Raw genomic sequence first — 25,217 nt, forward strand, 5'->3', positions numbered from 1 at the left:
AATCCCGCCGACTGTAGTTTTGCTGCGAATAGTTCGATGCCGTACTATTTTGGGTTCGCGCTGCTTCGAGGAGGTCGAATGGGTTCCGCTGTGGATGCAGGAGGAGTTCGACAACCACTTCACGGTGAGTCCGGTGTGGACGGAGTTGCTCGCGGCGGAAGGGGAGCTTTCGGGGGTGGTGGAGTTTCCCTCGGGCGAGGAGGCGTGATTGCCTCGCTCGGGCGTAGGTTTTCGCAGATCCTGATGGTGTTCGGTCCTGTTTCGTTCGTTTCCGCACGCTTGCGGCGTAAGCCTTGACGCACTTGGGGGCGAGGGAGGTGCACGCACTCCTCGGGGAGAACGGGGCGGGCAAGTCCACCCTGATGAAGGTTCTCTCCGGAGAGGTGGCCCGCCGAGGAGGGGGCGATCCGGATCGGCGAGGTGCCGGTCCGGGTCGCCCGCCCGGCCGACGCGCAGCGGGCCGGTGTCGCGATGATCCACCAGGAGCTCGACGGCGTCGTCGCCGCGTACGTCGTGCCGGCGCTTTCCGTGGCGGAGGACGTGTTCCTCGGTCGTGAGCCGCATACCCGCTACGGCCTGCTCGACCGCAAACGCATGCTCCGCGAGACGAAGGCGCTGCTGGAGCGGTCCGGTGTGACCTCGACGCCACCACGCCCGTCGAGCGGTTGCGCACCGGCGAACAGCAATGGGTGGCCATCGCCAAAGCTCTGTCGCTGAACGCACAGACCCTGATCATGGGCGAACCCACCTCGGCGCTCTCCCCGCGCGAGGTTGAGCGATTGTTCGCAGTGATTGATCAGTTGCGCACATCCGGTGTTCCAACACCGTCCTGTCCGTGGTCGACGCGCTGGCCCGCTTCGGGTTCGTCGCCGCCGGGCGTGAGCGCGAAGCCGCACAACGCTCGGCCGAACGGCTCGGTGTCAAACTTCGCACATCGGCTGATCCCGTCGGGGCGCTGTCCGGCGGCAACCAGCAAACGGTGGTTCTCGGACGCGCGCTGCTCACCAAGCCACAACTGTTGTTGCTCGACGAACCGACCCGCGGCGTCGACGTCGGCGCGAAGGCCGAGATCTACCGGATCTTGGGAGAAGTCGCACAAACGGGTGTCGGAATCTTACTTGCGTCGTCCGAACCCGCGGAGCTTGTCGGAGTTTGCGACCGCGTGGTGGTGTTGCCTGGCGGCAAGACCGTGCACGAGCTCGACACCGCATTGGCGGGCGAGGGCGAGCTGCTCGCCGCGTCGATGGGAGACGTCCGGTGACCCGCCGCGCGATCCTCACGACGCTCTTGCGGCTCCAGAGCGTCTTCGGCCTCGTCGTGGTGTCCATCGCCGCGATCGTGTTCGCGCCCTCGAACGGCGGCGAGCTGGTGTTCCTCGAGAGCGGCAACCTGCTCAACGTCGTGCGCGCGATCTGCGAGATCGGCATCATCGCGGTCGGCATGACGCTGGTGATCCTCGTCGCGTGGTCTGGCCCGCATGTGGTCCGGCGGCGAGGGCGTGTCGATCACTTACGGCGACGGCCCGGGCCAGGCGCTGGTGCCGTTCTCTCTGCTGGGAGAGCGGACGTTCGACGGCACCGTGCCGATCCCCGCGCTCATCTGCGTGGTTGTCGCCGCGCTCGCCGTGGTGCTGCTGGGGGTGAGCGACTTCTCCCGTCACCTCTACGCGATCGGCGGCAACGAGAAGGCCGCGCGGCTTTCCGGCGTGCCCGTGGTGCGGGTGAAGGTGCTCGTGTTCAGGATCTGCTGGCCGCACTCGCCGGCATCGTCCACGCGGGACAGTTGAACTTCGGCGGCCCAACGACGGCGCCGGTTACGAGCTCAACGCGATCGCCACCGTGGTCATCGGCGGCACCAGCCTTCGGGCGAGCGCGGGACCGTGCTGGGCACGGTGGCGGGCGCGTTGCTGGTCGGCTGCAACGGGTGCGCCCGGGTCGGGCGCAGGCCGGGCCGTAGAGGGAAGGGAGACCCTCGGCCCCAACGAGGCGACGTCGCTCACCGGTGTTGTCAAGAAGGCTTATGAGCAAGGCATTGCCGTGCTCGTGCTCGACCGCAAAGTGGACGGTGACGCGTACACGTCGTTCATCGGCGCGGACGATGTGGACATCGAGCGCCAGGCGGGCGAGTGCTTCAAACAGCACCTGCTGCCCCAGGGCGGGAAGATCGTGGAGCTGAAGGGGCTCGCGGGTTCGACGCCGGCGAAGGAACGCGCCGAGGGTGGCATCAAGGCGGTGGAGGCCGGGCGGCTGTCGGCCACGTTCAGCTACCCGACCGGGGCGGAAGCCGTGGCCGCGGCGAAGAAGCTGCTCGTCGACTGTGGACAGCTGCCGAAGACGCAGAAGTTGCCGACGCGCCGGATCACCAAGGACAACGCGGCGCAGGCGTACGCCGAGCTCAACCCGGGCTCATGAGCCGCGTCGGCGTGCTGGCGATCACACCCTGGTTCAGGACGCGGCGAGGTCGCGGTGGGCCGGTCGGGCCGGTCTGTGCGGCGAGGCACACGGTGAACCGCCTCACGGTCGTCCGGGCCCGGGGGACCCCGTGACGGCGCCGAGCGTGGCACACCGGGCGGGCAGGCGTGCGGCCGGTAAAGCCAGGCTCTGCGGGCGTACTCGGCAGCTTGCGGACACCGATCGAGGACGCGCTTCATGCCGATGAGTGAGCACATGAGACGTCCGTCTCCACCAAAGGGGTGAAAGATCGGTTGTTGGGCAGCTCGTACTCTTACGGGGCGTTACTCATAGAGGAACATTCACGTTGAATCGTGAGTTGACTGCACCCGAGAACGACAAGAAGGAGGTACCGCCATGGGCACCGAGCCCCCCTTCGTCCACGCGACGATCGTCTTCGGGCTGCGCACGTTCGGGAGCGTTCCGCTGCCGGTGCGCGCTGACCTCGAGTACGACCCGTCGGACCCGTACGCCATCTCCGTCGGCTACCACGCCGGCCCCGGTGTCGTCCGCTGGCTCTTCGGCCGCGACCTGCTCGCCGACGGCCTGATCGCGCCGGCCGGCGACGGTGACGTCCGCGTGCGCCCCGCCGCCGACGACGCGCGCGTGGTCGTCGAGCTCAACGCCCCCGACGGTTCCGCCGTGCTCGAAGCCCCCGCCGACGAGCTCGCCGACTTCCTCGACCGCACCTACGACGAGGTCCCGGCCGGCGACGAGGCCCTGTGGTTCGACTTCGACGAGGAACTGGCGAAGCTGGCCCTGCGGGACTGAGCTGCCGCGCCACTGGGGAGGGCCGCCCGTGCGGTCAGCCCCGCTGCCCGGCCCACCGGACGGCGGGACCCATCGCACTCCCGGCGGCCACGAACACCGCACCCACCAGCAGCCAGCCGGGGGTGCCCCACTGCATCACCACCGTGCTGAGCAGCGCCGGACCCGCCATGCGGGCCACGGACGTGCCGGTGCCGAAGAACCCCTGGTACTGGCCCTGGCGGTCGGCGGGTGCGAGGTCGAAGCCGATTTCCCACGTCCCGGCCGACTGCAGCATCTCGCCGAGGACCTGGAGCAGCGCGCCGGCCACGAGGACCACGGCGGCGACCGTCGCGGACGAGCCGGTGGCCGAGAGCGCGAAGGCGACGCAGGACGCGGCGAGCAGCACCCCCGAGTGCCGCACGAGCCGCGTCGCCGACCGCAGGCCGGTGACCCGCGTCGCGACGCGGACCTGACCGAGCACCACCACGATCGTGTTCAGCACGAACAGCGCCGAGACCGTCCACTCGGGAGCGGCGGTGCGCGCAACGATCCACAGTGGAATCGCGACGCTCAGCAACGGCATGCGCAGCAACAGGATCGCGTTGAGCAGGGTCACGAGCGCATACGGCCGGTCGCGCAGCACGGCCAGCGCGGGTTCGCCCTTCACCCGCGGCACCGGCGCCACGGCCGGCAGCAGGCGCAGCAGCGCCGCCGACACCACGAACGCGGCCGCGTCGAGGGAGAACGCCGCGACGTAGGCGCCGGGCGTGTCGGCCAACAGCGCGAGGCCGCCGAGGCCCGCGCCGATCGCGAGGCCCGCGTTCCCCGCGGACTGCAGGTGCGCGCGGATTCGCGTGCGCCGGCCCGGTTCCGCCACTGTGGCCAGCAGCGCCTGGCGCACGGCGCCCACCCCGCACTGACCGGTGGCGTAGCAGCAGGCCGCGAGCGTGAACGTCCACGCCGACCCCGCGAAGAGGAACGCGGTGATCGCCAGGCCGGTCGCCAGCGACAGCAGCACGGCGGCTCCGCGTGCACCCCGGCGGTCGGCCGCGTGCCCGAGCGGCACGCCGGCGACCGTGCCGACCGCCCACCCCAGCGTGAGTCCCAGCCCGACCTGGCCTGGTGTCAAACCGACAACACGCGTGAAGTACAGGACCGAGCAGGTGAGAAAAGCCCCATCGCCCAGGGAGGCGGCCAGCTGGGCCGCCGCGAGCAGCCGGCCGGGCCGCGAGCCGGTTACGGCCCCGGAGCGCTCGATCGTTGTCATGCGCGGGACGTTAAAGGGGCTTTTGGCCCTGCACCAGAGCCAATTCTGAGCGGCCTGACCGGGCCAATGTAAGCTGCCTGAGGTGGACTTCCACGTAACGCTCACCGGGCGCGGCGACCTCGGCACCCACATCTACCGCGAGCTGCGCGACGCGATCCTCGACGGCCGCCTGCGGGCCGGCGAACGCCTCCCACCCACCCGTGAGCTGGCCCGCAGTCTCTCGGTGTCCCGCAACACCGTCGCCGTGGCCTACGACCGGCTCACCGCCGACGGGTTCCTCGCCGGGCGTGTCGGCTCCGGCACCTTCGTGTGCGCGGTGGTCCCCGCCGGCCGCGACCGTCAGGCACCCGCCGGCTCGGCGCTGCGGCCGCGAACAGTGTGGCGGGCGGCGCCCCCGCCCGAACCCGAACCCACCGGCGCCGAACCGGAGTACGACTTCCGCGTCGGTATCCCCGACGCCCGCCTGTTTCCGATGCAGACCTGGCGCCGGCTGGTGTCCGCGGAGCTGCGCGGCACCGGTTTCGCCCACTACGGCGACCCCGCGGGCCACGCCGGGCTGCGGGCGGCGATCGCGCGCCACGTCGGCGTCTCGCGATCCGTGCGAGCCGATGCCGAAGACGTGCTGGTGACCCACGGCGCGCAGCAGGCGCTCGACCTGCTGTGCCGCGTGCTGCTCGAACCCGGCGACCGCGTCGCCGTGGAAGAACCCGGTTACCGCATGGCGCGGCTGCTGTTCCGGTCGCACGGCGCCGAGGTGGTCGGCGTGCCCGTGGACGGCGAAGGACTGCGGGTTTCGGAGCTGCCCGCGCGCAGGCGCCTGGTGTACGTGACACCGTCGCACCAGTTCCCGCTCGGCACGCCGATGTCGCTCGCGCGCCGCACCGCGCTGCTCGACTGGGCCGAGCGCGCGGGCGCGATCGTGATCGAGGACGACTACGACAGCGAGTTCCGCTTTTCCGACCGGCCGCTCGAACCACTGCAGAGCCTCGACCGCGCGGGGTGCGTCGCCTACGTCGGCTCGTTCTCCAAGACGCTGCTTCCCGTGCTGCGCCTGGGTTTCCTCGTCGCGCCCCGCTCGTTGCGCGACGCGCTGCGCCACGCCCGGCAGCTCGCCGACTGGCACGGCGACCACCACACGCAGGCCGCTCTCGCGAGGCTGCTCGACGAAGGTCTCTTCGCCCGGCACATCCGCAAGGCGACCCGGGAGTACGCAGCGCGCCACGAGCAGATCACGACCCTGCTTCACGAAGAGTTCACCGGATTGCTGGAACCCGTGCCGTCGGCAGCCGGCTTGCACCTGTGTGCACTGTCCGAAGTGGACATCGAACCCGCTGTCGCGCGGGCGAACCGGGCCGGCGTCGGCGTGCAGACACTGGCGAGCCTGTGCGGCGCACCTGCGCCGTCCGGGCTCGCCCTCGGGTACGGCGCCGTGTTGCCCGAAAAGATCGGCGAAGGGCTCGCCGTGTTGAGACACGTGTTCGACGGGGGTTGACCTCACCGCCCACTGGCGTACCGTCGAAGGCGTTGGCTGTTGTTCAGACACGTGCTCCGGTCAGCGCCCCTGCAGATCCCTGCGAGAGGAGCGCACCATGAACACCCCGCTTTCGTCCGCGGTATCGATTCCGGCGGAGCTCACCATCACCACCACCGACCACGACGGCATCCGCGTCGTCACCCCGGTGGGGGACCTCGACGCCGCGACGGCCTCCGAGTTCGCCGAAGCGCTCACCGACGCGGCCCGCCTCGGCGTGCCGGTGGTGGCGGACCTCTCCCGCGTGGAGTTCCTCGGCTGTGCCGGTATCCGGGCCTTGTTCGCGGCCCACGATCGAGCCATTTCGTTCACCGTCGTGGTCGACGGCGTGCCCAGCGTGCGCCGCTGCCTCGACGTCACCGGAGCGTCGGCCAAGCTGGCCGTGCTCACGACGCTCGCCGAAGCTGTCACGTCCTGAAGAGGTTTGCGGTCCGGAACCTCGGGTAGGCCGTGATCATGACTGCTCACACGACGAACGTGCCGAACATCGAGCTGAACAACGGTGTGCGCATTCCGCAGTTCGGGTTCGGCGTGTTCCAGATCCCCGAAGACGACACCGCCGACGCCGTGCGCAGCGCGCTCGAGGCCGGGTACCGCCACATCGACACCGCGCAGATGTACCGCAACGAAACCGGAGTCGGCGAGGGCATCAAGAACTCGGGTGTGCCCCGCGACGAGGTCTTCGTGACCACGAAGCTCGCCAACGACGCCCAGGGCCACGACAATGCCATCAACGCGCTCGAGGGCAGCCTGCGCCGGCTGGGCCTCGAGTACGTGGACCTGTACCTGATCCACTGGCCGTTGCCGCACCAGGACAAGTACGTGCGCACCTGGGAAGGTTTCGAAGAGCTGCTGCGCGCCGGCAAGGCGCGCTCGATCGGCGTGTCCAACTTCCAGGTCGAGCACCTCGAAGAGCTCGCCCGCCGGACCGGCACGGTGCCGGCGGTGAACCAGATCGAGTTGCACCCGGCGTTGCAGCAGACGGAACTGCGTGCCTACCACCGCGCCCACGGCATCGCGACCGAGGCGTGGAGCCCCCTCGCGCAGGGCGCCGTGCTGTCCGACCCGGTGCTGACGGAACTGGCCGGCAAGCACGGCAAGACCACCGCGCAGGTCGTGCTGCGCTGGCACCTGCAGCTGGGCAACATCGTGTTCCCGAAGTCGGCGACGCCCGCGCGGATCCGCGAGAACATCGACGTGTTCGATTTCGAACTCTCCGACGCGGACATCGACGCGATCGGCAAGCTCGACGCCGACCACCGCACGGGCCCGCACCCCGACACCTTCCGCGGCTGAACCGGACCCACCGAGGGTTTTCTTCCCCTGGTCGAGGGGTAGTTCTGAAGGAGAGGCCGGAAGGAGGGTGCCGGGATGAGCACCGAAGCGTACGTGTCGTTCCTCGCCATCGGCGTGGTGCTCGTGCTGATCGACGGGCAGATCATCTACCGGAGCGGACGCGGATACCTGGAGAGTTCCTACGGTGACCCGGCCGCGGGCGCGTCGATGACCCGGCTGGTCACGGTGTTGTTCCACCTGGTGACGCTGGGGCTGCTGGCGCTGCTGTCCACGATTCCGCTCGGCGACAGCGATCTGCCCGGCGTGGTGGGCCGCGTCGGCGTGTTGCTGCTGGTGCTGGCGATTATGCACGCGATCACGCTGGCCGTGCTGGGCCGCATCCGCGGCGAGCAGGTCGGCGAGGCCGTGGTGAACCGGAGGATCTCGCGCCGTGAGGCCGAGGAGCGCGGCGTGGCGATGACCACCGCGGTGCCGGCGCAGGAGGCGAGCTACCCGTCGAGCTACCCGGACGTGAGCCCGCCGCTGGAACACCGCGCACCGTAGTGAGCCGTGCCTCAGACTTTCGAGTACGAACCTGAGGAGCGAACGGATGAACAGACCCGTGGTCGAAATCGAACGCGAGCGCAAGTACGAAGTCGCGCAGGACGTGGTGGTCCCCGAGTTCGTCGGCGGCGGGACGGTGCGGGGGCAGGACGCCCCAGCCGAGAAGCGGCTCGACGCGACCTACTACGACACGGCCGGGTTTGCTCTGGTCCGCGCCGGGATCACGTTGCGCCGGCGCAGCGGCGGGCACGACGCGGGGTGGCACCTCAAGCTGCCCGTCGGACCCGACACGCGCGAAGAGCTGCAGGTGCCGCTGGGCGAGGACGGCGAGCTGGTGCCGCGCGAGCTCGACCGGCTGCTGCGGGCCCACACGCTGGGCCGCAAGCTGCTGCCGATCGCGCACCTGAAGACCGAGCGGTTCGAGCACCGGCTGACCGACGCGTCGGGCCAGGTCGTGGCGACGGTGACCGACGACCACGTGACCGGCGAGGTCGGCGGGAAGACCGCGCGCCTGGACCGGTGGCGCGAGTTCGAGGTGGAGCTCGAGGGTGACGCCGCACCCGAGCTGCTCGACGAGCTGGAAGGCACGCTGGTCGAGGTCGGCGCCCGGGTGTCGGTTTGGCCGTCGAAGCTGCGGCGCCTCGTCGGCGACCGCGTGCCGAATGGACGGCCGGTGGCCAGGAAGCCTTCCGCGCGCGGGGTCGTGGGCGACTACCTGCGGGAGCAGTTCGCGGCGTTGCAGCGCGCCGACGTCGGGGTCCGCCGTGACGTCGAGGACTCCGTGCACCAGTTGCGGGTGGCTTCGCGCAAGCTGCGGAGCGCGCTGGGGACGTTTTCGTCCATTGTGGACGACGGACGGGTGCCGGGTGTGCGGCGAGAGCTGAAGTGGCTGGGCGGTGAGCTGGGCCCGGCCCGCGATGGCGAAGTGGTCGAGGCGCTCGTGCGCGACTGGGTCGAGGGGGCGGATGCCGAGCTCGTGGTCGGGCCGGTGGACCAGTACCTCACGCGGCGGTTCTCCCGGGAGGCGGTGGAAGCGCGCGAGAAGGCGTTGGCCGCGCTGGAGGGCAAGCGGTACCTCAGGTTGGTGCGGGAGCTGGACGAGGTCGTCTCGGGCGTTTCCGCTGGACGCGGGTCTGGCTCGGCGAAGAAGGAGCTGCGCAGACCGGTGCGCAAGGCCGCGCGGAAACTGCGGAAGGCGGAGAAGGCCGCACGCGGGCTGTCCGGGGAAGAGCTGCAGCTAGCGTTGCACGAGGTGCGCAAGAAGGCCAAGCGCGCCCGCTACGCGGCCGATGTGGTGCGGCCCGTGTTCGGTGGCAAGGTCCGGGCGTGGCGCAAGAACGTGAAGCGCGTGCAGCAGGTGCTGGGCGACCACCAGGACTGGGTGGTGGCCGGCCCGGTCGTGTACCGGCTGGGTGTCGACGGGCGTGACGAAGGGGTCGGGTTCTCCTTCGGTGTGCTGTACGGGGCCGGCGGGGGAGTGCGGGCCGGGTTGCGGCGCGAGTTCGCGGGCCGGTGGAAGCGGCTCGACAACGGCACGGCGCCGAGCTGGCTGTAGCCCGTCGGGCGGAGGTGACCACGAGTGAAGGCCGGGTGCCGGGGCGCCCGGCCTTCGTCCATGCGTGGGGACGAATTCGCGGTGCGGTTGAACCGCGGGCCCGCGCCGTCCGTGTTGCTGGGTGAGAGCGGCGTTGTGAGGAGGGCAAGTGCGGGGTCAGCCGGCGGGTGACGTGGTCGCGTTCGTGCTGCCGGGCAACGTGGACGACGTCACGGAGCCCAGTGGGGGCAACACTTACGACCGGCGGATGTGCGAGAGCCTGCCCGGTGTGGGGACGCCGGTGCTGCAGGTCGCGGTGCCGGGCTCGTGGCCCGAGCCGGGGCCGACGGGACGCGCGCGGCTGGCGCGGGCGCTCGCGGCGCTGCCCGATCACACGACGGTGCTGATCGACGGGCTGGTCGCGTGCGGGGTGCCCGAGGTCGTGGTGCCGCACGCGCGGCGGCTGCGCCTGGGCGTGCTGGTACACCTGCCGCTGGCCGACGAGACCGGGCTCGACCCCGGGCACGCCGCGGAGCTGAACGCTTGTGAACGCGAGACGCTGCGGGTGGTGCGCCAGGTCGTGGCGACGAGCCCGACCGCAGCGCGCACGCTGGTCCGCCGGCACGGTCTCCGGCCGGCGACGGTTTCCGTGGTGGAGCCGGGCGTTGACCCGGCGCCGCCGGCGTCGGGCACCGACGGGGTGTCGCGGCTGGTGTGCGTGGCTGCGGTGACCCCGCGCAAGGGCCAAGACGTGCTCGTCGAGGCACTGGCCCAGGTGCCCGACGTCACCGTGGACTTCGTCGGTTCGCTGACGCGGGCGCCGGAGTACGTCGACGAGCTGCGGTGGTCCGTCGACCGCCTCGGCCTGGGCGATCGCGTCACGTTCAGCGGGCCGAGGGCCGGCGCCGAGCTCGACGCGGCCTACGATCGCGCTGACCTGGTGCTGCTGCCCTCGCACGCGGAGACCTACGGCATGGTCGTCACCGAAGCCCTGGCGCGCGGCATTCCCGTGGTGGCCAGCGAGGTCGGCGGCGTGCCGGACGCGCTCGGCCGCTCGTCGGACGGCGCGGTGCCCGGCCTGCTGGTGCCGCCCGGCGACCCGGACGCGCTGGCGTCCGCGCTGCACAGCTGGGTGACCGACGCCGAGCTGCGGCATCACCTGCGCACCGCGGCGCTCGGCCGCGGCAGCACGCTCGAAGAGTGGGACGGCGCGGCCCGCCGGCTCACCGAAGTCCTATCCCGCTGGCGTTCGATCCCGATCAAGGTGGCCTGATGCGTACGTTCTGGTCGTGGTTCCGAATCCTGGCCGGGTTCGCGATCATCGGGGTGCTGGCGTGGCGCCTCGGCACCGACGCCTTCCTCGACGGCCTGCGCGTGATCGGCCTGGCGCCGGTGCTGGCCGCGCTGGCGATCGGTGTGCTGACCACCGTGGTGAGCGCGTGGCGGTGGCGCGTGGTCGCTTCACGCCTCGGCCTGCGGCTGCCGCTGCGGCGCGCCGTGGCGGACTACTACCGCGCGCAGTTTCTCAACGGTGTGCTGCCGGCGGGCATCCTCGGCGACGTGCACCGCGCGGTCGAGCACGGGCGGCAGTCCGGTGACGTGGCGCGCGGCGTGCGGGCCGTTGTCCTGGAACGCGCAGCCGGACAGGTCGTGGTGGTGGCGGCCGGACTCGCCGTGCTGGTTTTCCGGCCGGCCGTGTTGCCGGCGTTCGCCCACGATGTGCTGACGGTCGCGGGTGCCGGTGTTCTCGTGGTCGCGATCGTGGTGCTGACGGTCGCGTGTACCACCGGGGACCGCTGGCTGTTCAGCACGTCGAAGTGGCGGCGGGGCTTCGCCGAGTCGATGGCCGACGTGCGCGCGGGGCTGCTGGGGCTGCGGACGTGGCCGCGGGTCACGGCGTTGTCGCTGGTGGCGCTGGCGGGCCACCTCACGTTGTTCGTGGTCGCGGCGCACGCGGCCGGGGCGACGGCGTCGCTGATGACGTTGCTGCCACTGCTGGTGCTGGCGCTGCTGGCGATGGGGCTGCCGATCAACGTCGGCGGGTTCGGGCCGCGGGAAGGCGTCGCGGCGCTGGCGTTCGCGGCCGCGGGGCTGGGCGCGCAGGAGGGCGTGACGGTCGCGGTGGTGTACGGGCTGCTGGGGCTCGTGTCGACGGCTCCGGGCGGGGCGGTGTTGCTGGTGCAGTGGGTGGGCTCGCTGCGGCGGCGGCCGGTGGTCGCCGAGACGCCGGTTGTCGCCCATGCTCGGGTGCCGGCGCACTCCGCCGCCTGACGGTTCCGCTGCGGTCGACCGCAGGGTAATCTTGCTAGACAAAATTCACCTGACAAAAGTACTTGACCGTCGCGCCGAAGACGAGGAAAGGTGTCACCCGTCCAACCGGCGTCCGCTTCAGGGCGCCCTTCGGAGGGAGACAGAGTGCGGATCGCGGTCGTCGGCCTGGGAGTCATGGGCCTCCCGATGTCGCTCAACCTGGTCGAGGCGGGCTTCGACGTCGTGGGCTTCACCCGTACCGCGGACAGAGGCCGTCCGCTGGCCGAGGGCGGTGGCGCGCTCGCCCCCTCGCTCGCCGAAGCCGTGTCCGGTGCCGACGCCGTGGTCACGGTGCTGCCGGACAGCCCCGACGTGCAGGCGGTGTATGCCGACGTCTTCGAGGCGGCCGCCGAGGGGACGCTGCTGGTCGACATGAGCACCATCCGGCCGGACGTGGCGCGTGAGCTGCACGAACGCGCTGCCGAGCGGTCGATGCCGATGCTCGACGCGCCCGTGAGCGGCGGCGAGGCCGGCGCCAAGGAAGGCAAACTGTCGATCATGGTCGGCGGCGCGCCCGAGACGCTGGAGCGCGCGCGGCCGCTGCTCGAGGCGATGGGCACCACGATCGTGCTGGTCGGCGGCCCGGGCAGCGGGCAGACGGTGAAGGCCGCGAACCAGCTGCTCGTCGCCGGCACGCTGCAGCTCGTGTCCGAGGCGCTGGTGTTCCTCGAGACCCACGGCGTGGACCTGGCCCCGGCCCTCGACGTGCTCGGCGGGGGGCTCGCGGGCAGCACGGTGCTGGCTCGCAAGGGCCAGGCGATGCTGGCGGGCGAGTTCGCCCCGGGCTTCCGGGTGGACCTGCACCACAAGGATCTGGAGATCTACCGTGCGGCGGCGCGCGCCAACGGCGTGTTCTCGCCGGCGGGTGCGCTGGTGGGGGAGCTGATGGCGTCGTTGCGTGCGACCGGTTCCGGCGACCTGGACCACTCGGCGCTGCTCAAGCAGGTGGCGGCGCTCTCAGGCGTCGAGAAGTGGAGCGCGTGATGGGTGAGAAGCTGCGGCTCGTCGCGAACGTCTCGCTGTTGTTCGCGGAAGTTCCCTACCTGCAACGCTTTTCGCGCGCGGCGGCCGCCGGGTTCACGGCCGTGGAGACGTGGTGGCCGTGGCCGGTCGCCGTGCCCACCGCGGGGGAAGTCGACGTGTTCGTCTCCGCGATCTCCGACGCCGGCGTCACGCTCACCGGTCTCAACCTGTTCGCCGGCGACATGCCCGGCGGCGAACGCGGCATCGTCTCGAACCCCCTGCGCCGTGAGGAGTTCGCGGCGAACCTCGACGTCGTCGTGGCCATCGCCGAGCGCACCGGCTGCCCCGCGTTCAACGCCCTCTACGGCCAGCGCGCCGACGGCGGCGACCCGGCCGAGGAGGACGCGGTCGCCCGCGACCAGCTGGCGACCGCGACCCGCCGCCTCGGCGCCGTCGGCGGCACCGTGCTGGTCGAACCCCTCGGCCGCGGCCTCAACGGCGCCTACCCCCTCACCACCGCAGCGGACGGTGTGCGCGTGGTGGAGCAGGCCCGCACCGACACCGGCGCGGACTCCATCGGCCTGCTCTTCGACACCTTCCACCTCACCACCAGCGGCGACGACCTCCTGAAGGTCATCGACACCCACGCCGCCCTCATCGCCCACGTCCAGCTCGCCGACGCCCCCGGCCGTGGCCAGCCGGGGACCGGCGACATCGACTTCGCCGCGGTCACCGAGCGCCTCTGGAACTCCGGTTACCGGGGCAATGTGGCGGGCGAGTACAAGCCGACCGTGGTCACGGAGGAGTCGCTCGGGTGGCTTGAGGGAGTTCCCCGGCTGGGCTGGTGAACGACGAGTCGCGACGTCGGCGGGGCTGATGCCTGCCGACGTCGTGATCCCGGCTGTACCGACCGGAACCGGCCTCAGACCGGCACCCCGGCCCCCTTCGCCGCGTCTGCCAGCAGCATGTCGCGGCAGCCGTGCAGGTCGGCGCGCATCGCTTCTTCCGCGATGCCCGCGTCGCCCTCGCGGATGGCGTCGATGATGGCCGCGTGGCGGGCCGTGAGCTCCACGAGGTCGGTGGAGGTGGTGCGGCGGACCTGGGCGATGCAGAGCTGCGCCTCGCCCATCACGGTGCCGTGCATGCGCTGCAGGCGGGGGCTGCCGGTGGCCGCGACGAGCGCGCGGTGGAACGCGACGTCGGCCTCGGTGTGGTCGGAGTGCAGGGACTGCTCGGCGGCCAGGCGCATCATGTTGAGCGCCTGCTGGGCGTCGGACGGCACGGTGCCGGTCTCGGCGAGCGTGCGGACCGCCAGTGTCTCCACGGGTTCGCGGCTGAAGTAGATGTCGCGGATGTCCTCAGAGGACAGTTGCGGCACGATCGAGCTGCGCCGGGGACCGCGGCGCAGGAGTCCTTCGGCGACGAGGCGGTCGAGGCCGGCCTTGGCGGTGGGGCGCGCGACGTCGAAGCGGCTCGCGACCCACGCTTCCGTGAGCCGCAGACCGGGTGCGACCTCGCCGCGGATGATCTGCTGGCGAAGTGCGTCGCTGAGCGACTCGGTCAATGACGGTGATCCGAGTACCGACGACACCGCTGGCACCTCCTGTGGTCGAGCTCCTCGTGTGTCGCCGCCCCCAGCTGCACCGGCGCCGCAACCCCACGCCCCGGCCAGGGTCGGGCCGGGAAACGACAGCGCCCCCAGTGTAGGCGAGCGCGCACTGGTCCAGCCGGACGAGGTACGACAAGTCCGGCTCTGCAGAAATACTTGTCAGACAAAATTGGTCAGTCAAGTACTTGACGCATACCGAACCGGTGGGGCACTGTGAGCGCTGCTCGACAGGCAGCTCAACAGTGCCGTTGGACTGAGGAGTCCCCCAGTTTTCCGGCCAGCGCGGCGGCTTCCGCAGGCCGAGTGCGCGGTTTTGGCCCGCAACACGTCGAAGCCCGCCTCCGCCAGCAGCCGGTGCACCTCGTGCTCGGCCACCACGTCGCCGCTCGACACCACCCGCCGCCGGGCTGTCGGGCCGGATGGACGTGGCCGTGACGGGCTCGGTCATCACGGCGATCGGACCCGACCTCGACCGTCTTGGTGCGGGGCGCGTCGTGGACGTGTCCGGAAGCCTCGTCACGGCGGGGCTTGTGGACCTGCACACGCACGTTTTCGCGTCCGGCTCGGCGCTCAGCGTGGACCCGGACGTCGCCGGTGTGCTCTCGGGCGTGACGACGGTGGTCGACGCGGGCAGCTCGGGTGCAGCGAACTTCGCGGAGTTCAAGGCGGTGCTGTCCTCCTGCCGCACCTCGGTGGTGCCGTTCGTCCACATCGGACGCCGTGGTCTCGCGGTGAAGCCCGATGTGTCCACAGTGGACGATCTCGACCCCGGCGGCGTGCGCCGCGTGCTCGCCGAGAATCCCGGCCTGGTGCGGGGGATCAAGGTGCGCATGGTGTCACCCGCGCTGCAGGGACCCGGGCTGGACATGCTCCGGACGGCCCGCGCGGTGGCGCGGGAGGCGGGCGTGCCGCTGATGGTGCACGTCGGCGACATCGGCGGGATGGCCGGCCCGCGCGTCGGCCCGGAAACCCTGGACCTGCTCGACGCCGGCGACATCGTCACGCACGTGTTCACGGCCAACCCGGGCGGCGTGCTGGACGCCGACGGCGTGGTCCTGCCCGAAGCCCTGGCCGCCGCCTCGCGCGGCGTGCTCTTCGACTCGGCGCACGGCTGCAAGAACCTGTCGTTCGATGTCGCCCGCCGCGTGCTCGACCAGGGGATCCCGCTGCACGCGGTGAGCACGGACATGACGCTGACCGGCCACGGCGAGATCGTCTTCAGCCTCACGGAGGTGCTCAGCCGTTACCTCGCGCTGGGCTTCTCGGTGCCGGAGGTGATCGCGATGGCCACCTCGGGCCCCGCCGCGGCCGCCGGCATCGCTTCGCACGCCGGACGGCTTGCGGTCGGGCGCCCGGCCGACCTGTCGGTGCTCGATCTCGTGTCGGGGGACTGGTCGGTGTCCGATTCGGTCGGTGCCTCGCTGAGGTTGGACCGCGCGTTCGTACCGGTGCTCACAGTGCGCGCGGGCGAGGTCGTTTCGCCGGGGGCGGCGCCGCATCCGTGGGGCTGGGCGCCTACGCCGACTCCGACGGAGGTCGCGAACGTGTGCTGAGCGCTCAGCTCGCGTCGAGCCGAGCCTCGGCGCGGGTCGGCTGGAACAGCTCGATCGGGTTGCCCGACGGGTCGTCGACCAGGACCTGCCGGCCGCCGACGCCCTCGATGACCGGGCCACGCATCGGCACGCCGGCGCGGTGCAGGCGGGCGACGACCGCGTCGAGGTCCTCGACTTGCAGTGAGAAGCGGTTCCACCCGCCCGGTGCGGGGACGCGGCCGTCGGGCATGGCCTGGCTGCCGCCGCCGGGGCCGCCGCCCGGGGCGCTCAGCGTCAGGCGCAGGTCGCCGTGGGTGAGCATGGCGAAGGTGGGCGCCGGGTGCATCACCTCGGTGAACCCGAGGTGATCGCGGTAGAACGCGATCGCGGCGTCGACGTCGTGGACGATGTAGCGCACGTTGACTGTGCCCATGGTCAGCCTCCCGAGGAGGCCAGGTTACGCCCGGCTGAACCGCGCGCCCCACTCTCGAACCCGCTCGCGCAGCTCCGGTGGTGAAACCACCTGAAAATCCGCGCCCACCACGCCGAGCGCCAGGGTCGGCCAGTCCAGCGAGTCGGCCGTCATCAGGACGCGGCAGCGTTGCGCGTCGAGCTCTTCGACCGTGCTCCACTGCCCGATGCGGGAGCGCACGTCGGCGGCCGGTGCGTCGACCACGACCTCCACGCGGTACGGCCCGACCGCGGTCTCGAGGCCGGTGCGGACGAACTCGGCGGCGTCGGGCGCGGGCAGCTCGCGCGGGCGGAACGGCACGCCTGTGCTCTGCGGCGCGCAGAGCCGGTCGACGCGGAAGCTGCGCCAGTCGTGCCGGGTGAGGTCGTAGGCGACGAGGTACCAGCGGCGCCCGACCGGCACGAGCCGCAGCGGCTCGACGTGGCGGTCGGTCTGCCGGCCGTTCGCCGCGGTGTAGGCGAACCGCACGCGTTCGCTGTCGCGGCAGGCCAGCGCGAGAGTGGTGAGCACACCAGGGTCGACGCTCGGGCCGGGCGCGCTGGTCCAGTCCAGCGGCACGGTCATCGCGCGCAACGCGTCGACCCGCCGCCGCAGGCGCGCCGGCATCACCTGCACCACCTTGGCCAGCACCCGCAGCGACGACTCGGCGATGCCCTCGACCGAGCCCTGAGCGGCCGCCTGCAAGCCGACCGCCAGCGCCACGGCCTCCTCGTCGTCGACGACCAGCGGCGGCAGCGTGGCGCCGGGTGCGAGCTGGTAGCCGCCGTCGACGCCGCGCTGCGCCTCGACGGGGTAACCCAGCTCGCGCAACCGGTCGACGTCGCGGCGCAGCGTGCGCAGCGACACCTCCAGACGCTCGGCCAGCTCGGGGCCGGGCCAGTAGCGGTGGGTCTGCAGCAGGGACAGCAGCCGCAGCGTCCGTGAGCTCGTGTTGGCCATGAATCCAGATTCTCCCGCATTGCGGCCAGAAAGTGGCCGGAATACGGATTACCTTGGCTTTCGAAGGCACCAAAGGTGTCAAATGCACCAAACCCCCCAACGAGAGGACACCGCCGTGAACGAGACCCTCGCGACCGACGTGACCACGGGCGAGCGCGCCGACCTGCTGGAGATGCTCACGAAGCACCGGCACTTCCTGCGGTTCACCACGCGGGACCTCACGGACGAGCAGGCCGGGCTGCGGCCCACCGCCAGCGAGCTGTGCCTCGGCGGCCTGATCAAGCACGTGGCTTCGGTGGAGCGCGGCTGGGCCGAGTTCATCGTCACCGGTCCCTCGGCCATGCCGGACTTCTCGCAGATGACCGAGGCCGACTTCGCCGAGCGCGCCAACGAGTTCAGCATGCTGCCCGGCGAGACGCTCGAGGGCGTGCTCGCGAACTACGCCGAAGTGGCCGCCAAGACCGACGAGCTCGTGGCGACCGTGCCCGACCTGGGGGCCACGCAGCCACTGCCCAACGCGCCGTGGTTCCCGGAGAACGCGAGCTGGTCGGCGCGGCGGGTGTTCCTGCACATCATCGCCGAGACCGCGCAGCACGCCGGCCACGCCGACATCCTGCGCGAGTCCCTCGACGGTGCGAAGAGCATGGGCTGAGCGGCGTCACGGCGCCGCGCGGTCGATCGCCTGCGCGGCCCGGTGGGCGAACGCGATGATCGGGCCGAGCGTCGCGCCCCCGGCCCAGTAGGCACGGCCGGACGCCGACGCCACGCAGTTGCCGACGCCGTAGAGGCCGGGGATGGGGGCGCCGAGGTCGTCGAGCACGCGCCCGTCGGGGTCGGTGCGCGGGCCGCCCTTGGTGTCGAGGATGCCGCCGGTGACGAGGGCGGCGTAGTACGGGCCGGTGGCGCTCAGCGGCCACATGGTGGGGTTGGCGCGACCGGGCTCGTCCTTCACCGGGCCGTTGAACACCAGCTGGATCGCGGTCTCACCGCGGGCGAAGTCCTCGTCCTTCCCGTCGGCGGCGAAGCGGTTGAACCGGTCGATCGTGCGCGGCAGGTTCGCGGCGAAGTCGTCGGCGAGGGTGAACCCGCCGGTCTTCGTGGCCAGCGCAGCGAGCCGTTCGCGGATCTTCGCGGTGAGCTCGTCGAGCGTCGGCGCCGAGAGCACGTGGGCGTCGTCGCTGCCCGCCGGCACGATCAGCCGGCCGTACTCGTCGCTGGCCGAATGGTCCTGGCTGCGCTGGTCCCACAGCTGCACGAGGACGAGGTTCGGGTACGTGCCGGTCGCCGGGTCCCACCGGAAGAACGTCCGCGCGGCCTCGTTGTAGGGCAGCTTCTCGTTGACCACCCGCTCGCCGTGCCGGTCGACGAAGACCATCGAGTCACCGGCCACCGAGAACATGCCGACCAGGTCGGCCCGCCCGGCCCGCTCCAGCGGCACCGGGCACATCCAGGCGTGGTTCATGGTGGCAAGCTGCGCGCCGAGCGTGGAGGCGATGCGCAGGAAATCGCCCTCGTTGGTCAAGGCCGCGCACCCGGGGTACGCCGGCACGCCGAGGTGGTCGCCGCGCAGCCGCTCGTCGTGGCCGAAGCCGCCCGTCGCGAACACGACACCCTTACGCGCGCGGACCCGCACGGTCGTGCCGTCGACGGTCGTCGCTTCGACGCCGGTGACGCGGCCGTCGTCCATGACCAGGCGCTGCACGCGGTGGCCGGTGCGCACGTCGACGCCGTCGCGCGCAGCGACGGCGGACATCCGCTCCACCGCGCGCTCGCCACCATCGGACATCGAGTCCCGCGCGTCGGCGGGTACCAGGACCCGGCCGTGCGGTGCCTTGTCCTCCGGGAGCTCCGACCAGTAGTCGGGGACGTCCGGGCAGTGCCGGTAGGGCAGCGCGCCGCGGTCGGCGAGCAGCTCGGCGGCCGGGCTCGCGCTTTCGAAGAACGCCCGGGCCATCGAGGCTTCCCATTCGGTGAGCCCCGCCGTCGGGCTGTCCGGGTCGTAGCGCGTGGGCTGCGAGAGCCGCGCGACGTACCGGAGGAAGTCCTCGAACCGGTCCTCGATGCCCAGCGCCCGCATGGGTTCGTTGTCCGGCACCCAGTACCAGAACGCGGCTTTCCTGATGGTGTTGCCGAGTTCCGCTGCCTTTTCCAGCAGCACCACCTCGTTCCCGAGCCAGCGGGTGAACAACGCGGTGGGCAGGCCGGCACCGCCACCGCCGACCACGACGACGTCGGTCTCGACGTCCGCGGCGCCGGGTGGGACGGGCCGGGCGTTCTCTCGGGGCGCAACTGTCATGCGCACACCCTGCGGCCGCGGGCTCGCGCGCGGTTGTCTCACAATGAGACAGCCCGCCCGACCGTGTGGTGGCGCAAGATGTGCGGATCCGGTGTGCACAGTTCCCGTGACCACAATGGAGTGACGGCGGATGGGCTACGAGATCGACACGCGCGACGGCCTCGCCCGCCTGCGTCACGCCCGCGAGGTCTTCCTGACCGAACGGCGCCTGCCGGCGGATCTGCCCGCGTGGCTTTCGGCCGCGTGGCGCCGGTCGCGGTTCGCCGAACTCGACGTGACCCGCGACCACGTGCCCGAGGTGCCCGTTTCGCTGGACACCCCGCTGGTTCGCGCCGCGACCCCGGTGCTGACGCGGCTCGCCGCCGACCTCGTCGGGCTCGGCGCCGCGATCGTGCTCAGCGACCGCCACGCCCACGTCGTCGGGTGCTGGGCCGACGACGAGGCGGTGGGCGCCCACCTCGCCCGCATCGACACCCGGCTGGGCGCCGACCTGTCGGAGAGCTCCACCGGGACCAACGGCATCAGCCACGTCCTGGCCACGAGGGGCCCCTTCGTGATCGGCGGGCCCGAACACCTCTTCGGGCTCTACCAGCACTCCGTGTGCGCCGGCGCCCCGGTCACGGACCCGATCACGCACAAGGCCGCCGGTGCGGTCGCGATCGTGTGCGAGCTCGACGCGCCGTTGCGGGTACTGCACGCCGTCGCGACCACGGCGGCCGGCGCGATCGAACGGGAGCTGCTGCACGCCGCGTCGGCGCACGAGCGGCGGCTCCTCGAGGCCTACCTGCGGGCCGGGCCGGCGAAGTACCCGATCGCCGTGCTCGACGGCCGGACCCGCCTGGTCAGTGACTCCGCCGCCGCGCTGCTGCGGCCCCGCGACCTCGAGACCCTCGAGTCGTACGCGGTCGAGGCCGTGCGGGACGGTGCGCTCCCCACCACCGAGCTGATCCTGGAAGACGGGGTGAAGGTCCGGTTGTCGCCCGCGCTCGCCGACGACAACCGGGGCGTGCTGGTCGTTGCCGAGCCGGTGCCGCCGCGGCCCGCGCGCCGGCGCGTCCGGCTGTCGCTGTTCGCGGACGCGGGCCTCGTCGGCAGCGCGCCGGCGTGGCGATCGCTGGAGCGATCCGTCGCGGACGCCGGCACCCGGCCACTGCTGCTGCTCGGCGAACCGGGAGTCGGCAAGACCTCCGTCGCGCGTGCGGTGCTCGGCGATCCGCCGGTCCTCGAAGCCACGGACGACGACGGCTGGCTCGCCGAGGTCGCGGCGGCACTGCGGGCTCCGGCCGTGCTGCTCCGGCACGTCGAACGCCTGGGGCCGGGCCGCGGCGCGCGGCTCGCCGCCCTCCTCGCCGACGACCACCACGCCCGCGTCGTCGCGACCTTCACGACCGGCGCCGGCCCGGGGTGCGCGGATCTGCTGCGCACCGGCTGGTCGCCGGTCGAGGTCCTCGTGCCCGGCCTTCGCGAGCGGACGGCCGACATCCCCGAGCTGGCGCAGCGGTTCGCCGGCGGCGCGCGCTTCACCCAGGACGCGCGCACCACGCTGCAACGCCACGATTGGCCGGGCAACCTCGTCGAGCTCAAGGCCGTGGTCGCCGCGGCGGAAGCGGAAGCCGCGGGGCCGACCGTCGGCGCCCGGCACCTGCCCGGCCGCCTGCGGTCGTCGTCGGCGCACCCGCGGCTGACCGAGCTGGAGAAGGCCGAGCGCCTGGCGATTTCCGAGGCGCTGAGGACCGCGAACGGCAATCGCGTGCGGGCGGCCGTCCTGCTCGGCATCGGCCGCGCGACGCTCTACCGGAAGCTGCGGCGTTACGGACTCGAATGACCGCCGAGCCGCGTGTAGTGCATCTCGAAGTCGTGCCGCCAGTCCTCACCCGGCGGAGCCAGCTCCCAGGCGCCGTCGATGTGGTCGCCGTCGGCGCTGAAGGTGGCGGTGAAGCGCTGCCGGAAGCTGAGCGGCGAGAAGTCGGCGGCTTCGCGCAGCAGCGTCCACACGCCGTCGCGGAAGGTCATCGCGTAGAGGCGGCTCACGCCACGGGCGTCGTGGTAGTGCTGGGTGAAGGTGCCGTCTTCGTGGGCGGAGACGATCGAGAAGCTGTCCGGCGCCTCCGGCAGGGGGACTTCCGTGCGCTGCGTGAGAAAACGGCCGTCGAGGATCGTCGCGAAGACCGACCGCGCGACCGGCGAGGGCTGGTCGGCGGGCGCGTGGGGGAACACGACCGTCACCGCCCACTCGCCGAGGAACGGGTCCAGGTTTTCGATGCCCACGCGCGTCTCCTTCCAGCCGGCCAGGTCAGCCGGTGCGGTCGCCGAAGGATTCGAGCAGCGTGCGCAGGGCGTCGGCGAGGTCGGCCTGCACGGGTGGGGTGAGGGCGTCGAGCACGCGGCGTTCGGTGTCGACGTGGTCGGGCAGCGCCCGGTCGATCAGGGCGCGGCCTTCGCCGGTGAGCGCGACGAGCACGCCGCGCCCGTCGGTTTCGCTGCGGCTGCGGGAGATCAGGCCGCGGTCCTCGAGGCGGTCGAGCCGCTGCGTCACGGCGCCGGAGGTGACCATCGCGGTGCGCGTGAGCTCGGTCGGCGTCAGGCGGTGGGGCGGGTCGCTGCGGCGCAGGCAGGCGAGCACGTCGAACGACGCCGCGTCGAGGCCGTGTCTGGCGAACGTGCGCGCCAGCTCGGTGTCGATCAAGCGGGACACCCGCTTGAGCCGGCCGATCACGGCCATCGGGGACACGTCGAGGTCCGGGCGCTGCGCGGCCCACTGCGCCAGCACGGAGTCCACGTGGTCGGCCATGGTATCCAGCCTAATGGGTGACTTAGTCCTGAGGTAGGTGAGCGATCCGTCGAAGTCGCTTAGCGTTGAGGTACCTCACTCACGGGCCGGTATCCCGGGCCGTGAAAAAATCTTGTGGCCCGGTATCGTCCGCGCGGTGGCGGAGGGAGCGTTGATGATCCGGCGGCGAGGTGTTGCCGTGGTGCTGCTCGTCCTCGCGATGGCCGCCTCGGCGTGCGCGGCCTCCGACGCGGCCATCGGGCGCCTCGGTGAGGTCGTGCGCACGGCTTCGGGCCCGGTGCGCGGCACGGTGACCCCGGATCACCGCCTGTTCCAAGGGATTCCGTACGCGGCGCCGCCGACCGGTGAGCGCCGCTGGCAGCCGCCCGCGCCGCCCGCGCCCTGGACGGCCGAGCGCGACGCCACGGCGCCCGGACCCCGCTGCCCGCAGGAGACCGCGGCCGGCACCAGTGAAGACTGCCTCTACCTCAACGTCTCGACGCCCCCGGTCTCGACGGCGAAACGTCCCGTGCTCGTGTGGATCCACGGCGGCGCCTTCCTCGACGGCGGCGGCGACCGCTACGACCCGACCCGGCTCGCCGTGCGGGGCGACCTGGTCGTGGTCACGATCAACTACCGCCTGGGGGCACTGGGTTTCCTCGCCGACCCGGCACTGGGCACCCAGCCCGGCAACTACGGTTTCCTCGACCAGCAGCAGGCCCTGCGCTGGGTGCACGACAACATCGCGGCGTTCGGCGGTGATCCCGCCGCGGTGACCGTCGCGGGCGAGTCCGCGGGCGGCATGTCCGTGTGCGATCACCTGGTGGCCCCGGGCTCGCGCGGGCTCTTCCGCGCGGCGATCGTCCAAAGTGCTCCGTGCCAGGAGCAGGCAACCCTGACGGCGGCTGAAAAGTCCAGCGTGGACTTTTCAGCGGCCCACGGCTGCCCCGACCGCGCGACGGCCGCCGCGTGCCTGCGCGCGCTGCCCGTGGCGAAACTGCAACCCGGCCCGGTGTACCGGTCCCTGGCCGGCATCGGGTTCCCCGGCCCCGTCACCGGCGGCACGGACCTGCCGCGGGATCCGGTCACCGGCGTCGGTTCCGCGGCTCCCGTGCCCGTGCTGATGGGCACCACGCACGACGAGTTCACCTACTTCCTTGCCCAGCAGATCACCGCCGGCGCCCCACCCGTCACCCCGGGCACCTACGTGGCCGCCCTGGCCCGCTACTTCCCCGACGCCGCCGCCGTCGCCGCCGAATACCCGCCGGCCGCCTTCGGTGGCGACGCCTCGCGCGCCTACTCGGCGGCGGTCACGGACTCGGCCTTCGCCTGCGTCACCGAAACCCTGTCGCACTCCCTGCCGTCGGTGTGGCGCTACGACTTCGCCGACGCCACCTCCCCGGCCGCCGCGGGCGTGCAGGCCCCCTTCCCGCTCGGTGCGGCCCACACGTTCGAGCTGCCCTACCTCTTCGACCTCGACGGCCGGCCGGCCGCCTTCACGCCCGCCCAGAAGTCCTTGTCCGACCGGATGGTCGGCGCCTGGGCCGCCTTCGTCCACGGCACACCACCGCCGTCCTGGCCGGCCGGCTCCGTCGTCACCTTCGCCTCCGACGGCCCGCATCCCGATCCGTCCTTCCCGGCGGACCACCACTGCACGTTCTGGGGCCGGAACTCCCTGTGACGCACTGACGCATCTGCTCTGCACCGCGCGGGTGTTTTCCGTGCCGCTGACCCGTTCGGACGACCGTCGACCTCCTAATGTCGGTACCCACAGGGGAGGGGAACCGATGTCGGGTGAGCGACGGCCGAGCGTGGCCGGACGGGCGGAGCCGCGATGACCGCGTCCGCTCACGGCGACCCCGAGGCGATCGCGCGGCTCCTCGAGAGGGCGCGGCCGCTGATCGTGCGCTACTGCCGGGCGCGGATCGGGCGGCGCGGCGGCAGTTTCGCGAAGGCGGACGAAGTGGCTCAGGAAGTGTGTCTCGGGATTCTCGTCGCCCTGCCCGGCCGCGCGGGGGACCGGTCGTTCTCGGCCACGGCGTACCGCATCGCGCAGCGCCAGGTCCGCGAGGCCGGGTCGGGCGGTGAGCCGGCGGACGAGCGCCTGGCCGGGCTCCTGCGGCTCCTGCCCGAACGGCAGTGCGAGATCATGATCCTGCGGACGGTCGTCGGCCTGTCCGCCGAGCAGACCGGTGATGCGCTGGGCCTCGGCGCGGCCGCTGTGCGGGTGCAGCAGCACCGGGCGCTCACGGCGATGCGCAAGGCACTCGGCACCTGAGTCCGGCAGCATGGCCGCATGACCGTCACCGCCGCGGATCTCGGCGACGCGCTCGCCTGCGTCGAAGCCACGCTCCGGCCGCACACCCACCAGGACTGGACCCGCCCCGCCGGTGAGCTCGACTGGGACTGCCGCCAGACGGCGGAGCACGTGGGGGACGTCCTGATGTCGTACGCGGCCCAGGTCGTCAGCCGGCCGCGGGACCACTACGTGCGCTTCCTCGCGAAGGCCGACGAAGGGGCCACGCCGGAGGAGCTGCTGGAGCTCGCGCTCACCGGTGCTCGCCTCCTGCGAGCCGCGATCGCCACCAGCGCGCCCGAGGCCCGGGCTTATCACCCGACCGGTTTCGCCGACCCGGAAGGCTTCGCCGCCATGGGGTGCGCCGAATTGCTGCTGCACGGCGACGACCTCGCGCGCGGCGTCGGCACCCAGCTCGACCCGCCGCGCGAAGTCTGCGCCCGCGTGGTCGCGCGGCTCTTCCCCGACGAGGCCCCGGCGTCCGATCCGTGGGACGGACTGCGCTGGTGCGCGGGCCGTATCGAGCTTCCGGGCAGGTCACGGCGGGCAGAGTGGAAGTGGCGGGGCGCGCCCCTGAACTGATTACCGTCCCGCAGTGTGAACGGTGGCTGCCTGTAACGGACGCATCCGGTAGGCTCGACCACCAAGGTCGAGAGGCG

Annotated in this window: 28 protein-coding genes; 21 read left to right on the forward strand and 7 right to left on the reverse strand. The window is 72.0% G+C overall.

Annotated features, from left to right (window positions below):
• Positions 1-49: 49 nt before the first annotated feature.
• From ACWEOE_RS27830 to ACWEOE_RS27855, 6 genes are all read left to right on the forward strand, one after another.
• Positions 50-208, forward strand: coding sequence for a hypothetical protein (locus ACWEOE_RS27830; protein WP_452014167.1), 159 nt, complete (start codon positions 50-52; stop codon positions 206-208).
• Between the two features lie 212 nt (positions 209-420).
• On the forward strand, positions 421-717 hold the full coding sequence (locus ACWEOE_RS27835) for a hypothetical protein (protein WP_452014371.1): 297 nt from the start codon (positions 421-423) through the stop codon (positions 715-717).
• Between the two features lie 118 nt (positions 718-835).
• Positions 836-1,261 (forward strand): ATP-binding cassette domain-containing protein, encoded by a 426-nt coding sequence (locus ACWEOE_RS27840; protein ID WP_452014169.1) that lies wholly within the window; start codon positions 836-838, stop codon positions 1,259-1,261.
• Between the two features lie 237 nt (positions 1,262-1,498).
• Positions 1,499-1,786 carry an ABC transporter permease subunit gene (locus ACWEOE_RS27845; RefSeq protein ID WP_452014171.1) on the forward strand — a complete coding sequence of 96 codons (288 nt, stop codon included), beginning with the start codon at positions 1,499-1,501 and terminating at the stop codon, positions 1,784-1,786.
• A gap of 52 nt (positions 1,787-1,838) precedes the next feature.
• Positions 1,839-2,411 carry a substrate-binding domain-containing protein gene (locus tag ACWEOE_RS27850; protein WP_452014173.1) on the forward strand — a complete coding sequence of 191 codons (573 nt, stop codon included), beginning with the start codon at positions 1,839-1,841 and terminating at the stop codon, positions 2,409-2,411.
• 396 nt (positions 2,412-2,807) lie between these two features.
• Positions 2,808-3,221 (forward strand): SsgA family sporulation/cell division regulator, encoded by a 414-nt coding sequence (locus ACWEOE_RS27855; protein ID WP_452014175.1) that lies wholly within the window; start codon positions 2,808-2,810, stop codon positions 3,219-3,221.
• A 34-nt stretch (positions 3,222-3,255) separates the two neighbouring features.
• On the opposite strand, the gene ACWEOE_RS27860 is transcribed toward ACWEOE_RS27855, so the two are convergent.
• A complete protein-coding gene (locus ACWEOE_RS27860) occupies positions 3,256-4,467 on the reverse strand; it encodes an MFS transporter (protein ID WP_452014177.1) in 1,212 nt (403 codons plus the stop codon).
• Between the two features lie 82 nt (positions 4,468-4,549).
• Here ACWEOE_RS27860 and pdxR point away from each other — a divergent pair, with 82 nt between their 5' ends.
• From pdxR to ACWEOE_RS27905, 9 genes are all read left to right on the forward strand, one after another.
• Positions 4,550-5,959, forward strand: coding sequence for a MocR-like pyridoxine biosynthesis transcription factor PdxR (gene pdxR, locus ACWEOE_RS27865; protein ID WP_452014179.1), 1,410 nt, complete (start codon positions 4,550-4,552; stop codon positions 5,957-5,959).
• A gap of 97 nt (positions 5,960-6,056) precedes the next feature.
• A complete protein-coding gene (locus ACWEOE_RS27870; protein ID WP_452014181.1) occupies positions 6,057-6,416 on the forward strand; it encodes an STAS domain-containing protein in 360 nt (119 codons plus the stop codon).
• A 38-nt stretch (positions 6,417-6,454) separates the two neighbouring features.
• Entirely contained in the window at positions 6,455-7,294 is an 840-nt protein-coding gene (locus tag ACWEOE_RS27875; protein ID WP_452014183.1) for an aldo/keto reductase, read from the forward strand.
• A gap of 75 nt (positions 7,295-7,369) precedes the next feature.
• Positions 7,370-7,837: a hypothetical protein gene (locus ACWEOE_RS27880; protein ID WP_452014185.1), complete on the forward strand. Its 468-nt coding sequence runs from the start codon at positions 7,370-7,372 to the stop codon at positions 7,835-7,837.
• Positions 7,838-7,883: 46 nt separating this feature from the next.
• Positions 7,884-9,392, forward strand: coding sequence for a CYTH and CHAD domain-containing protein (locus ACWEOE_RS27885; protein WP_452014187.1), 1,509 nt, complete (start codon positions 7,884-7,886; stop codon positions 9,390-9,392).
• 148 nt (positions 9,393-9,540) lie between these two features.
• Complete coding sequence (locus tag ACWEOE_RS27890; protein ID WP_452014189.1) at positions 9,541-10,644, forward strand: glycosyltransferase family 4 protein; 1,104 nt, start codon at positions 9,541-9,543, stop codon at positions 10,642-10,644.
• Positions 10,644-11,642 carry a lysylphosphatidylglycerol synthase transmembrane domain-containing protein gene (locus ACWEOE_RS27895; protein ID WP_452014191.1) on the forward strand — a complete coding sequence of 333 codons (999 nt, stop codon included), beginning with the start codon at positions 10,644-10,646 and terminating at the stop codon, positions 11,640-11,642. The genes ACWEOE_RS27890 and ACWEOE_RS27895 overlap by 1 nt, the downstream gene beginning before the upstream one ends.
• 144 nt (positions 11,643-11,786) lie before the next feature.
• Positions 11,787-12,665 carry an NAD(P)-dependent oxidoreductase gene (locus ACWEOE_RS27900; RefSeq protein WP_452014193.1) on the forward strand — a complete coding sequence of 293 codons (879 nt, stop codon included), beginning with the start codon at positions 11,787-11,789 and terminating at the stop codon, positions 12,663-12,665.
• Positions 12,665-13,492, forward strand: a complete 828-nt coding sequence (locus ACWEOE_RS27905) for a hydroxypyruvate isomerase family protein (protein ID WP_452014195.1) — start codon at positions 12,665-12,667, stop codon at positions 13,490-13,492. Before ACWEOE_RS27900 ends, ACWEOE_RS27905 begins: the two co-directional genes overlap by 1 nt.
• Before the next feature lie 74 nt (positions 13,493-13,566).
• Here ACWEOE_RS27905 and ACWEOE_RS27910 read toward each other — a convergent pair whose 3' ends face one another.
• Positions 13,567-14,235 (reverse strand): GntR family transcriptional regulator, encoded by a 669-nt coding sequence (locus tag ACWEOE_RS27910; RefSeq protein WP_452014197.1) that lies wholly within the window; start codon positions 14,233-14,235, stop codon positions 13,567-13,569.
• Between the two features lie 449 nt (positions 14,236-14,684).
• Between ACWEOE_RS27910 and ACWEOE_RS27915 the strand changes: the two genes are divergently transcribed.
• Entirely contained in the window at positions 14,685-15,806 is a 1,122-nt protein-coding gene (locus ACWEOE_RS27915) for an amidohydrolase family protein (RefSeq protein ID WP_452014199.1), read from the forward strand.
• Between the two features lie 4 nt (positions 15,807-15,810).
• Here the strand turns inward: ACWEOE_RS27915 and ACWEOE_RS27920 are convergent, their stop codons facing one another.
• Both ACWEOE_RS27920 and ACWEOE_RS27925 read right to left on the reverse strand, forming a co-directional pair.
• Positions 15,811-16,218 (reverse strand): VOC family protein, encoded by a 408-nt coding sequence (locus ACWEOE_RS27920; RefSeq protein WP_452014201.1) that lies wholly within the window; start codon positions 16,216-16,218, stop codon positions 15,811-15,813.
• A 24-nt stretch (positions 16,219-16,242) separates the two neighbouring features.
• Positions 16,243-17,196: a helix-turn-helix transcriptional regulator gene (locus ACWEOE_RS27925; RefSeq protein WP_452014203.1), complete on the reverse strand. Its 954-nt coding sequence runs from the start codon at positions 17,194-17,196 to the stop codon at positions 16,243-16,245.
• Positions 17,197-17,368: 172 nt separating this feature from the next.
• On the opposite strand from ACWEOE_RS27925, the gene ACWEOE_RS27930 reads away from it, so the two are divergent.
• Positions 17,369-17,848 (forward strand): DinB family protein, encoded by a 480-nt coding sequence (locus tag ACWEOE_RS27930; RefSeq protein ID WP_452014365.1) that lies wholly within the window; start codon positions 17,369-17,371, stop codon positions 17,846-17,848.
• Positions 17,849-17,854: 6 nt separating this feature from the next.
• Here the strand turns inward: ACWEOE_RS27930 and ACWEOE_RS27935 are convergent, their stop codons facing one another.
• The gene (locus ACWEOE_RS27935) at positions 17,855-19,492 is read right to left on the reverse strand and encodes an FAD-dependent oxidoreductase (protein ID WP_452014205.1); all 1,638 of its coding nucleotides are present in this window, start codon (positions 19,490-19,492) and stop codon (positions 17,855-17,857) included.
• A 130-nt stretch (positions 19,493-19,622) separates the two neighbouring features.
• On the opposite strand from ACWEOE_RS27935, the gene ACWEOE_RS27940 reads away from it, so the two are divergent.
• Entirely contained in the window at positions 19,623-21,317 is a 1,695-nt protein-coding gene (locus tag ACWEOE_RS27940; protein WP_452014207.1) for a sigma-54-dependent Fis family transcriptional regulator, read from the forward strand.
• On the opposite strand, the gene ACWEOE_RS27945 is transcribed toward ACWEOE_RS27940, so the two are convergent.
• Together ACWEOE_RS27945 and ACWEOE_RS27950 are read right to left on the reverse strand one after the other, a co-directional pair.
• Positions 21,302-21,760 carry a hypothetical protein gene (locus ACWEOE_RS27945; protein WP_452014209.1) on the reverse strand — a complete coding sequence of 153 codons (459 nt, stop codon included), beginning with the start codon at positions 21,758-21,760 and terminating at the stop codon, positions 21,302-21,304. The genes ACWEOE_RS27940 and ACWEOE_RS27945 overlap by 16 nt on opposite strands.
• Before the next feature lie 25 nt (positions 21,761-21,785).
• Positions 21,786-22,283 (reverse strand): MarR family winged helix-turn-helix transcriptional regulator, encoded by a 498-nt coding sequence (locus ACWEOE_RS27950; RefSeq protein ID WP_452014211.1) that lies wholly within the window; start codon positions 22,281-22,283, stop codon positions 21,786-21,788.
• Between the two features lie 154 nt (positions 22,284-22,437).
• Between ACWEOE_RS27950 and ACWEOE_RS27955 the strand changes: the two genes are divergently transcribed.
• The 3 genes from ACWEOE_RS27955 to ACWEOE_RS27965 all read left to right on the forward strand — a co-directional run bounded on the left by ACWEOE_RS27955 (position 22,438) and on the right by ACWEOE_RS27965 (position 25,140).
• The gene (locus tag ACWEOE_RS27955) at positions 22,438-23,943 is read left to right on the forward strand and encodes a carboxylesterase/lipase family protein (protein ID WP_452014213.1); all 1,506 of its coding nucleotides are present in this window, start codon (positions 22,438-22,440) and stop codon (positions 23,941-23,943) included.
• Between the two features lie 153 nt (positions 23,944-24,096).
• On the forward strand, positions 24,097-24,540 hold the full coding sequence (locus ACWEOE_RS27960) for a sigma factor (RefSeq protein WP_452014215.1): 444 nt from the start codon (positions 24,097-24,099) through the stop codon (positions 24,538-24,540).
• 18 nt (positions 24,541-24,558) lie between these two features.
• The gene (locus ACWEOE_RS27965; RefSeq protein WP_452014217.1) at positions 24,559-25,140 is read left to right on the forward strand and encodes a maleylpyruvate isomerase N-terminal domain-containing protein; all 582 of its coding nucleotides are present in this window, start codon (positions 24,559-24,561) and stop codon (positions 25,138-25,140) included.
• The last annotated feature ends 77 nt before the right edge of the window (positions 25,141-25,217 follow it).

This window comes from Amycolatopsis sp. NPDC004368, assembly GCF_053602515.1.